Origin of the sequence: Micromonospora sp., assembly GCF_048594385.1 — a bacterium.
In the GTDB taxonomy this organism is placed as follows: Bacteria; Actinomycetota; Actinomycetes; order Mycobacteriales; family Micromonosporaceae; genus Micromonospora; species Micromonospora wenchangensis.
Genome location: NZ_JBMDWU010000429.1, coordinates 1 through 10,448, shown reverse-complemented (window position 1 = coordinate 10,448; position 10,448 = coordinate 1). Strand labels below are relative to the sequence as shown.

Annotated in this window: 8 protein-coding genes; all 8 read right to left on the bottom strand. The window is 74.1% G+C overall.

Translation table 11 applies throughout. The features are described from left to right. Positions 1-172 precede the first annotated feature (172 nt). The gene (ftsZ, locus tag ACOJTC_RS23290; protein WP_420118483.1) at positions 173-1,288 is read right to left on the bottom strand and encodes a cell division protein FtsZ; all 1,116 of its coding nucleotides are present in this window, start codon (positions 1,286-1,288) and stop codon (positions 173-175) included. A gap of 240 nt (positions 1,289-1,528) precedes the next feature. Next, positions 1,529-2,353: a cell division protein FtsQ/DivIB gene (locus ACOJTC_RS23285; protein ID WP_420118482.1), complete on the bottom strand. Its 825-nt coding sequence runs from the start codon at positions 2,351-2,353 to the stop codon at positions 1,529-1,531. Then, positions 2,350-3,822 carry a UDP-N-acetylmuramate--L-alanine ligase gene (gene murC, locus ACOJTC_RS23280; protein ID WP_204927757.1) on the bottom strand — a complete coding sequence of 491 codons (1,473 nt, stop codon included), beginning with the start codon at positions 3,820-3,822 and terminating at the stop codon, positions 2,350-2,352. The genes ACOJTC_RS23285 and murC overlap by 4 nt, the downstream gene beginning before the upstream one ends. Positions 3,823-3,853: 31 nt before the next feature. Continuing rightward, positions 3,854-4,960 (bottom strand): undecaprenyldiphospho-muramoylpentapeptide beta-N-acetylglucosaminyltransferase, encoded by a 1,107-nt coding sequence (gene murG, locus ACOJTC_RS23275; protein WP_088643040.1) that lies wholly within the window; start codon positions 4,958-4,960, stop codon positions 3,854-3,856. After that, complete coding sequence (locus tag ACOJTC_RS23270) at positions 4,960-6,375, bottom strand: FtsW/RodA/SpoVE family cell cycle protein (RefSeq protein ID WP_204927883.1); 1,416 nt, start codon at positions 6,373-6,375, stop codon at positions 4,960-4,962. Before ACOJTC_RS23270 ends, murG begins: the two co-directional genes overlap by 1 nt. Positions 6,376-6,616: 241 nt before the next feature. Then, positions 6,617-7,753 carry a phospho-N-acetylmuramoyl-pentapeptide-transferase gene (gene mraY / locus ACOJTC_RS23265; protein ID WP_363652018.1) on the bottom strand — a complete coding sequence of 379 codons (1,137 nt, stop codon included), beginning with the start codon at positions 7,751-7,753 and terminating at the stop codon, positions 6,617-6,619. After that, positions 7,750-9,162 carry a UDP-N-acetylmuramoyl-tripeptide--D-alanyl-D-alanine ligase gene (locus ACOJTC_RS23260; protein ID WP_420118481.1) on the bottom strand — a complete coding sequence of 471 codons (1,413 nt, stop codon included), beginning with the start codon at positions 9,160-9,162 and terminating at the stop codon, positions 7,750-7,752. Before ACOJTC_RS23260 ends, mraY begins: the two co-directional genes overlap by 4 nt. Then, positions 9,159-10,448: UDP-N-acetylmuramoyl-L-alanyl-D-glutamate--2,6-diaminopimelate ligase (locus ACOJTC_RS23255; protein WP_420118480.1), on the bottom strand; the 1,290-nt coding region annotated here is incomplete at its 5' end. The genes ACOJTC_RS23255 and ACOJTC_RS23260, both read right to left, overlap by 4 nt.

Sequence of the window (10,448 nt, the reverse complement as noted above, 5' to 3'; positions counted from 1 at the left end):
CGCGGCCAGCCCGGCCGCGAGCGCGGCGCGACGGTCGGCGCCCACCGGATCCGGCGCAGCGGTCATCGGCCGGGCCGCCCGGTCGGCGACGCGGCAGCGCGACCCACCGGGGACGTGCCCGCCGGGGGCGGGGTGGCGTGGTCGCCGACGTGGTTGTCCGTCATCGGCGGGATCAGGACCCGTGCTTGAGGACGTCGGGCACGTCGACGTCGTCGAAGAGCACCCGGCGCGGCGACTGCTGCGGCGGCGGCATGACGGCCGGTGCGGTGACCGCCGGAGCCTGCGGCGTGGGCTGGTTCTGGTTGCTCTTGCGCGGCGACTCGGACGCCTTGTACGCGGGCGTGCCCCCGTCGAAGCCGGCGGCGATCACGGTGACCCGCACCTCGTCGCCGAGCGCGTCGTCGATGACCGCGCCGAAGATGATGTTCGCGTCCGGGTGGGCCGCGTCGGTGACCAGCTGCGCGGCGTCGTTGATCTCGAACAGGCCCAGGTCGGAGCCGCCGGCGATGGACAGCAGCACCCCCCGCGCGCCGTCCATGCTCTGCTCCAGCAGCGGGCTGGAGATGGCCGCCTCGGCCGCCTCGACCGCCCGGTTCTCGCCCCGGGCGCTGCCGATGCCCATCAGCGCGCTGCCCGCCCCGCTCATCACGCTCTTGACGTCGGCGAAGTCGAGGTTGATCAGGCCGGGCGTGGTGATCAGGTCGGTGATGCCCTGGACACCGGAGAGCAGCACCTGGTCGGCGGTGCGGAAGGCGTCCATCATGCTGATCCCCCGGTCGCCCAGCGCGAGCAACCGGTCGTTCGGGATGACGATCAGCGTGTCGCACTGGTTGCGCAGCTCGTCTATTCCCGACACGGCCTGGGTCTGGCGGCGCTTGCCCTCGAAGGCGAACGGCCGGGTGACCACGCCAATGGTGAGCGCGCCGAGCTTGCGGGCGATGTTGGCGACCACCGGCGCGCCGCCGGTGCCCGTGCCGCCGCCCTCGCCGCAGGTGACGAAGACCATGTCGGCGCCCTTGAGCACCTCCTCGATCTCGTCGCGGTGGTCCTCGGCGGCGTTCTTGCCGACGTCGGGGTTGGCGCCCGCGCCGAGCCCCCGGGTCAGCTCCCGGCCGACGTCGAGCTTGACGTCGGCGTCACTCATCAACAGCGCCTGCGCGTCGGTGTTGATCGCGATGAACTCGACGCCCTTGAGCCCAACCTCGATCATGCGGTTGACGGCGTTGACGCCGCCGCCGCCGATGCCGACGACCTTGATGACCGCCAGGTAGTTGTGCGGAGGTGTCATCTCCGGTCCTTTCCCTTCGAGATTGGCTCGCAGCGCCCCGGTACGGCGTGGCCCAGACCGGTGGTCGACGAGCTGTCACCAGCGAGGATCAGTGGTGAACCCTAACCCTCTACTAGAGGCTTACAGTTATGTCAACCACTGATCCTCTTCGGGGCAACGTAAGCGCCCCCACGCCGAGAGCCAAGGACCTCACCGGCGTGTCGCCGCCGGGAGCGTAACGACTCACGTTCGCTGCGGACCTCACCGGAACGTGACCACGTCCGGCGCGCTGACGTCGATCGTGTCGGCCTTCCGACCGAGCAACGCCGTCGCCACCCGCGCCTTGTCCTCGCTGCGGGTCGCGTCGCCCCACACCACCGTCCGCCCGTCGCGCAGCCGCAACCCGATCCGGGCCAGCCCCTCGACGCCCACCTCGACCAGCACGGCCCGCAGCTGCGGGGTGAGGACGGCCAGCACCTGCAACGCCGCCCGGGTGCCCGGGTCGTCCGGCCCCGGCGTGGCCAACCGCACCAGCGGCAGTCCCTGCGGGGCGCGGGGCAGCTCGCGGAACACCACCCCGCTGGCGTCGAGCACCACGAACCGGTCGTCGCGGGGCACCGCCGCCACCCCGGTGCGCTCCACCACCGTCACCACCAGGGTGTCCGGCCAGTCGCGGCGGACCGAGGCCCGCTGTACCGGGGGCAGCGCGCCGATCCGCCGGGCCGTCGCCGCCAGGTCCACCCGGGCCAGCGGCACCCCGTCCGGCACCGCCGCCGCGTCGCGCACCTCGACCGGGGTGACCAGCCGGGCCCCCTCCACCCGGACCTCGCGCACCCCGAACAGGCCGGAGCCGAGCACCGTCCAGGCCACCAGGGCGACGAGAACCAGCGCCCCGGCCAGCACCGCCCAGGGCAGGGCGGCCCGCATCCGCCGCTGCCGGGCCCGCGCCATGAACCGCCGGGTGGACGGCGGGACGGCGTCGCTGCCGGCCCGCACGAGCTGCCAGCGCCGCACCGGACCACGTCGGGGGCCGCCGTCCGCGCCCGTGGCACGGCCGGTCCGGCCCCGGGCCGGGCCGGGACTCATCCGGTGGTGAAGGCCGTGCCGTCCCGGCCCGACCCGGTCGCCGGCCCGGTCACCCGGGCGGTCAGCGCGTCGAGCAGCTGGTCACCCAGCAGCGAGCTCGGCGGAGCGCCCATGGTCACCACCACGTCGCCCGGGCGGGCCCGGCGGGCCACCTCCACCGGCGCGTCGTCGAACGAGTCCACGAAGACCTTGTGCGCCGCGTCCAGCGGCACCGCCGCCAGCAACGCCGCCGACCCCTCGCCCGGCTGGCGCAGCTCACCGGGGCCGAAGACCTCCAGCAGCACCAGCTCGTCGGCGATGCCCAGGGCGGCGGCGATCTCCGCCTGGAGGTCGCGCGTGCGGTAGAGCCGGTACGGCTGGAACACCACGATCAGCCGGCCGTCGCCGGCCACCTCCCGCAGCGTCTGCAGGGCCAGCGTCATCGAGGTCGGGTGGTAGGCGTACTCGTCGTAGACCAGCACCCCGTCGGCGACGCCCTTACGCTCGAAGCGTCGGCGTACCCCGGGGAACGCGGCCAGCGCCGCCTCGGCCGCCGCCACCGGCAGGCCAAGCAGGTGGGCGGCGAGCACCGCCGAGGCGCTGTTGAGCCCCATGTGCCGCCCCGGCACCGGCAGCCGGATCTCGCCCAGCGACCGGCCGTCCAGCGCCGCCAGGTAGCGAACCCCCTGGGCCGACGAGGCCATCTCGGACAGCCGCAGGTCGGCGTCGGCCGCCTCGCCGTACGTCCAGACCCGCCGCCCCTCGGCGCGCAGCGTCTCGGCCAGCCGCCGCCCGCCCGGGTCGTCGGCGCAGGTGATGACGAACCCGGCCGGGTCGGTGAGCCGGGCGAACTCGGCGAAGGTCGCCTCCAGGGTGGCCAGGTCGCCGTAGGTGTTCAGGTGGTCGGCCTCGATGTTGGTGATGATCGAGACGAACGGGCGGTAGATCAGGAACGACCTGTCGCTCTCGTCGGCCTCGACCACGAAGTGCTCGCCGGTGCCGTGGTGCGCCCCGGAGCCCACCTCGGAGATCTCCCCGCCGATGACGAAGGACGGGTCGACCCCGGCCTGCTGGAGCACCATGGTCACCATCGAGGTGGTGGTGGTCTTGCCGTGGGTGCCGGCCACCGCCACCGTCCGCCGGCCGGTCATCGCCGCCGCCAGCGCCTCGGAGCGGTGCAGCACCCGCAGCCCGCGCCGCCGCGCCTCCACCATCTCCAGGTGGTCCTGCGGGATGGCCGAGGAGTAGACCACGGTGTCCACCCCGTCGAGGTTGGTCGCCTCGTGGCTCATGTGGATGGTGCCGCCCAGCGCCCGCATCCCGGCCAGCGACGGCCACTCGCGCAGCTCGCTGCCGGAGACCGGCAGGCCCCGGGTGAGGAAGAGCCGGGCCAGGCCGCTCATGCCGACCCCGCCCACCCCGATCAGGTGGATCCGGCCCAGGTCCTCCGCGGTGAGCGTGCCGGCCGGGGTGAACTGCGCGGTGTTCATGCCAGGTACCTTCCCGTCGCGCTGGACCGGCTCACCGGGCCACCGCCTCGTAGACGAAGTTGAGCAGGGCCACGTCGCCGTCGCGTCGCCCGTACGCGGCGGCGGCGGCACCCATCGCGTACAGCCGCTGCGGGTCGCGCAGCAGGGGCAGCACGGTGCGCTCCAGCCACGCCGGGGTCAGTTCGGCGTCGTCGACGAGCAGCCCGCCGCCGGCCTCCACCACGGGCAGCGCGTTGCGCTTCTGCTCCTGGTTGGAGTGCGGGTACGGCACGTAGATGGTGGGCAGTCCGATGGCGGCGACCTCGGCGCAGGTCATCGCCCCGCCCCGGGCCAGCATCAGGTCGGCGGCGGCGTAGCCCAACTCCATCTCGGACAGGTAGGGCAGCGCCACGTACGGCACCGGCAGGTCGGTGGGGATCGGCACCGGCTCGTTGCGGGCGCCCATCACGTGCAGCACCTGCACGCCGTTGCGGGCCAGCTCCTTGGCCGCGCCGGAGACCGCCAGGTTGATCGACCGGGCACCCTGCGAGCCGCCGGCGACGAAGAGCACCGGCAGGTCGGGGCGGAGTCCGAAGTGGGCGCGGGCGGCGGCCCGCACGGCGTTGCGGTCCAGCCCGGCGATGCCCCGGCGCAGCGGCACCCCGACCACCCGGGCGTCGCGCAGCGCCTCGGCCTGGGCCGGCTGGTGCGGGAAACCGACGGCGATGTTCTTGGTGAACTTCATCCCGAGCCGGTTGGCCACCCCCGGCGGGACGTTCACCTCGTGGATGACGATCGGCATCTCGCGCCGCCAGGCGGCCAGGTAGCCGGGGACGGAGACGTACCCGCCGAAGCCGACGACCACGTCGGCGGCGACCTCGTCGATCACCTTGCCGGCGGCGCGGGCCGCCTTCCACATCCGGTCCGGGGTGCGGACCAGGCCCATGTTGACCGAGCGGGGCAGCTGGTAGGCGGGGATCTGCCGCAGGTCGTAGCCGGCCGGCGGGATCAGCTCGTTCTCCAGGCCCTTGGGGGTGCCGAGGCAGGTGATCCGGACGCCCGGGTCGTGTCGGCGCAGGCAGTCGGCGAAGGCGAGCAGCGGGTAGATGTGCCCACCGGTGCCCCCTCCACAGAGCACCACCGAACGCAGCGGACCCATCAGCGTCTCCTCTCGCTCGCCGGCCCGCCCCGGGTCCGGTCCTGCCGGACGCCGCGCGGTACGGCCTGATCGTCGGGTCGCCGCCCGCGCGCCCGGGGTACGGACCCCGGGGCAGCCGGTGGCGACGCCGGTCGGCTCCGCGCACCGGGAAGCGGCGGCAACGGGGCCCAGACTAGTCGGACCCATCGGGCGGGCGGACGGGCGTGCAGGGCTCGGGCCGCGTCGGGCTCGGCGCGGGCGAAGGAGGCGAGCATGCCCACCGCGGCCAGGGTGACGACCAGGGCGCTGCCCCCGTCGGAGATGAACGGCAGCGGTACGCCGGTCAGCGGCAGCAGCTTGGTCACCCCACCGATGTTGATCACGGCCTGGCCGACCAGCCAGGCGGTGACGGCGGTGGCGGCGAGCCGGCGGAACGGGTCGGCGACCCGGCGGGCGATCCGCAGCCCGGTGTAGGCCAGCACGGCGAACAGCACCAGGATGACGGTGCAGCCGACCACGCCCAGTTCCTCGGCGATGACGGCGAAGATGAAGTCGTTGTGGGCCTCCGGCAGCCAGCCGAACTTGATGCTGCTCTTGCCCAGTCCGACGCCGAACCAGCCGCCGTGCTCGATGGCGTTGCGCGCCTGGACCATCTGCCAGCAGCCCTCCAGCGCCTGCTCGGCGCAGACCTTGGGGTCGGGCGTGTCGAGGAACGAGGTGAGCCGGGCCAGCCGGTAGTTCTCCTGGCCGCGCGCCCCGGAGCCGGCCCCGAGCGAGGCCACCGCGATCAGCAGGCCGACCCCGACCAGGCCGACCGCGGACAGCGCGGCGAAGACCCGCAGCCGCACCCCGGCCGCCCACAGCAGCCCGACCACGATGGCCAGCAGGCAGAGCATGCTGCCCAGGTCGTTGTAGCCGACCAGGACGAACAGCAGGCCGACCACCGGGAACAGCGGGGTGGCCAGCTCCCGCCACCAGCCCAGTGCCGCGCCCTTGCGGGCGATCACGTGCGCGCCCCACAGCACCAGCGCCAGCTTGGTCAGCTCGGCGGGCTGCACCTGGATCGGCCCCAGGTAGAGCCAGAGCAGGTGGGCCCGCAGCGGCCCCACCGAGGTCACCCCGAACAGCGCTTCCAGGGCGACCAGCAGGTTGAGCACCAGCAGCAGCACCACGGCCCCGCCGAGCAGCGGCCGGCCCAGCGAACGGAAGGTGGTGGCCGGCAGCCGCTGGCAGGCCCAGAACGCGACGATGCCGATCACCGCGAAGATGGCCTGCTTGGTCACCGAGGCGGCGGCGTCGCCGGCCTCGGCGTAGTCGCGCACGCTGGTGGCCGAGAAGACCATGGTCAGGCCGATCAGCAGCAGCAGGCCGGCGCTGGACAGCAGCAGGTAGTAGGAGGTCAGCGGGCGGGCCAGCAGGCCGCGCAGCGCCGCCAGGCCGCTGGCCGGGCCCAGCCCGGACAGCCCGCCGGGCGGGTCGGCGGTACGGCCCGTCCCCGCGGCCCGCCGCGGCTGGGTCTCCGTCGTCGTCCCGGTGCTCGTGCCTCGGTCCTCCCCCACCCGCCCATCATCGCCGCTGCGGGCGGCCCGTTCCGGCCGTTCCCCCCGGTCGGCGTGTCGAAATACGAAACGGGGGCCCCTCCGGTAGGAGGAACCCCCGTCCGGCACACCCGGTCGGTCAGCCCATGCTGGCCAGGAAGTCGCTGTAGAACAGGCCCAGCGCGATGGCCACCCCGATGCCCGCGATGATCCAGAAGCGGACCACGATGTTGACCTCGCTCCAGCCGGCCAACTCGAAGTGGTGCTGCAGCGGGGACATCCGGAACACCCGCTTGCCGGTGGTGCGGAACGAGATGATCTGGATCACCACGGACATCGTGATGATCACGAACAGCCCGCCGAGGATCGGCAGCAGCAGCACCGTCCGGGTGGACATCGCCATCCCGGCGATCAGCCCGCCGAGGCCCAGCGCGCCGGTGTCGCCCATGAAGATCCGGGCCGGGGAGGTGTTCCACCACAGGAAGCCCACGCAGGCCCCGGCCGCCGCCCCGGCGATCAGCGCGATCTCCAGCGGGTCCCGGACGGCGTAGCAGTAGTTGTTCGGGTTGGCGGTGTACGTCGGGTCGGCGCACCAGTGCCGGTACTGCCAGAACGCGATCAGCGCGTACGCGGCCAGCACCATCACCGAGGCGCCGGTGGCCAGCCCGTCCAGCCCGTCGGTGAGGTTGACCCCGTTGGTCGCCGCCATCACCACCATGATGATCACGATCACCGAGGCGACCTTGCCGATCTCCAGGGCCGGGATGTCCCGGATGAAGCTCAGCGTGGTGCTGCCCACGGTCTCGGTGTTGGTCGTCGCGCCGCTGGCGTCGGTCATGCTGCTCGGGAAGTACAGCGCGACCACCCCGAAGACCGCGCCGACCAGGATCTGCCCGAACAGCTTGCCGCGCTTGTTGAGCCCGCCGCTGTGCCGCTTGCGCACCTTGAGGAAGTCGTCGATGAAGCCGACCGCGCCGGAGAAGACCATCAGCCCCAGCAGCACCAGGGCGGTGATGGTCGGCTCGACCTGGGCGATCTGCGCGTCCGGCAGGGTGGTCAGGGCGAGGTGGCCGGCGACGTACGCGATCACCGTGGCCAGGATGAACACCACGCCGCCCATCGTCGGCGTGCCCTTCTTGCCCTCGTTGCTGGCCAGCCCGAGGTTCGACCGGATCGGCTGGCCGGCCTTGAGCCGGGCGAACACCTTGATCGCCAGCGGGGTGGCCAGCAACGACACCAGGAACGCCACGCCGATGGCGACGATGACCGCCCTCACGCGGCACCCCCCGCGCCCGCGCCGGCCCCGGAGGCGTCGACCCGCAGCGCGTCGGCGACCTCCCAGGTGCGGTACCGGGAGCCCTTCACCAGGACGACGTCGCCCGGTCGTAGCTCGCTGCGCAGCACCTCGACTGCCGCCGCCTGATCGGTGAGCAGCACCGACTCTCCTCCCCAGTCACTTACCGCTGTCGCGCCCTCGTGGATCGGCGCGGCCGGCTCACCCACCACGAGCAGCCGGTCGACACCGAGTTCGGCCGCGAGCCGGCCGACCTCCCGGTGCCCCTCGTCCTCGTACGCGCCCAGCTCGGCCATGTAGCCCAGCGCGGCGAACGTCCGCCCGCCCCGGTACATCCCGGCCAGCGCGCGCAGCGCCACCGCCGTCGAGGCCGGGTTGGCGTTGTACGAGTCGTCGATCACGGTCACCCCGTCGGGACGGGTGAACACGTCCATCCGGCGGGTGGAGACCAGCCCCAGGTCACCCAGGGCCGCCGCCAGCTCGGCCAGCGGCATACCCAGCTCCCGGGCCACCGCCGCCGCGGCGAGCGAGTTGGAGACCTGGTGCCGGCCGGTCAGCCCGAGCCGCACCTGGGCCGTCCCCTCCGGGGTGACCAGGGTGTACGCCGGGCGGCCCCGCCCGTCCAGGGTGACGTCCACCGCGCGCACGTCGGCGTCGGCCGACTCGCCGTAGCGGACCACCCGGGCGGCGGTGCGCGACGCCATCGCGGCGACCAGCGGGTCGTCGGCGTTGAGCACCGCCAGCCCGTCGGCCGGCAGCGCCTCCACCAGCTCCCCCTTGGCCAGGGCGATGTTCTCCACCGAGCCGAACTCGCCCAGGTGCGCCACCCCGACGTTGAGCACCACCGAGATCCGCGGCGGCACCACGTCGCAGAGGTAGCGCACGTGTCCGACGCCCCGCGCCCCCTTCTCCATCACCAGGTACCGGGTCTGCGCGGTGGCCTGCAACGCGGTGTACGGGTGCCCCAGCTCGTTGTTGAACGAGCCGGGCGGGGCGACCGTCGGGCCGAGCCGGACGGCGAGCTGCGCGATCAGGTCCTTGGTGGTGGTCTTGCCCGACGACCCGGTCAGCCCGATCACGGTGAGCCCCGGCAGCCGGTCCACCACGGCCCGGGCCAGCCGGCCCAGCGCGGCCAGCGCGTCGTCCACCAGCACCATCGGCACCCCGGGCAGCTCCCGGGTGCCGAGCACCGCCACCGCGCCGGCGGCGACCGCACCGGCGGCGTAGTCGTGCCCGTCCACCCGCTCGCCGGGGAACGCCACGAACAGCGCCCCGGTGACGACCTTGCGGGAGTCGAACTCGACCGGGCCGGTGACCCGGGTGTCCGGGTCGGCGGCGTGCAGCCGGCCGTCGACCGCCGAGGCCACCTCGGCCAGGCTCAGCGGGATCACCGTCGACCCGCCAGGTCACCGAAGCGGACGCGCAACGCCTCCGCCAGCTCGGTCCGGTCGTCGAACGGGTGCACCTCGCCGGCGATCTCCTGACCGCGTTCGTGCCCCTTGCCGAGCAGCGCCACCACGTCACCCGGCCCGGCCAGCCGGACCGCCTCGGCGATCGCCTCCCGCCGGCCCGGCACCTCGACGATCCGGGCGGCCGCCTCGGCGGCGTACGCCCCGGCCAGCACCTCGGCCCGGATCGTCGCCGGGTCCTCGGTGCGCGGGTTGTCGTCGGTCACCAGCACCACGTCGGCGCCCCGGGCGGCGGCGGCGCCCATCGCCGGACGCTTGCCCCGGTCCCGGTCGCCCCCGGCGCCGATGACGCAGATCAGCCGGCCGGTGCCGGAGTCACGCAGCGCGGCCAGGGCGGCCACCACGGCGTCGGTCTTGTGCGCGTAGTCGACCACGCCGCGCACCGGGGCGTCCCCGCTGACCAGTTCCAGCCGGCCGGGCACCCCGCCGCAGGCGGCCACCCCGGCGGCGGCCGTCGTCGGGTCGACCCCGGCGGCGACCAGGCAGGCGATCGCGAGCAGCGCGTTGGCCACGTTGTGCCGGCCGGGCAGCGCCACCCCGGCGGGCAGGTCGAGCCCGTCCGGGCCGTGGGCGGTGAACCGCTGGGCGTAGCCCTCGCCGCCGACCCGGTCGGCCCACCAGGTGGCGGTCGGGTCACCGGCCGCCGAGTAGCTGACCGTGGCCGGCCGGTACAGCGGACGCAGCGCCGGGTCGTCGTGGTTGAGCACCTCGACCCGGCAGCGCCCGTCGAACAGCTTCGCCTTCGCCGCGAAGTAGTCGGCCGAGTCGGCGTGGAAGTCGAGGTGGTCGGAGCCGAAGTTGGTGTAGCCGCCGACGGTGAACCGGACCCCGCCGACCCGCCCCATCGCCAGGGCGTGGCTGGACACCTCCATGACCACCGCGGTCACCCCGCGTTCCCGCGCGGCGGCGAGCAGGGCGTGCAGGTCGGTGGCCTCCGGGGTGGTCCGGACGCTGTCGGTCACCAGGTCACCCAGCCGGGTCTCCACGGTGCCGATCAGGCCGGTGACGTGGCCGGCGGCGCGCAACCCGGACTCGATCAGGTAGGCCGTCGAGGTCTTGCCGGCGGTGCCGGTCACCCCGATCACGGTGAGTCCGTCGGTCGGGTCGCCGTAGACGGCGGCGGCCAGCTCGCCCAGCACCGCCCGGGGGTCGGTGGTCACCAGGACGGGCAGCCCGGTCGCGCCGGCCGCCACGGCGCCGGCCGGGTC

Excerpts from the sequence above, each read along its gene's own strand:
- murG (WP_088643040.1), bottom strand. The coding sequence starts at position 4,960 with ATGGGTCCGCTGCGTTCGGTGGTGCTCTGTGGAGGGGGCACCGGTGGG.
- murC (WP_204927757.1), bottom strand. The coding sequence starts at position 3,822 with ATGAACACCGCGCAGTTCACCCCGGCCGGCACGCTCACCGCGGAGGAC.
- ACOJTC_RS23285 (WP_420118482.1), bottom strand. The coding sequence starts at position 2,353 with ATGAGTCCCGGCCCGGCCCGGGGCCGGACCGGCCGTGCCACGGGCGCG.
- ftsZ (WP_420118483.1), bottom strand. The coding sequence starts at position 1,288 with ATGACACCTCCGCACAACTACCTGGCGGTCATCAAGGTCGTCGGCATC.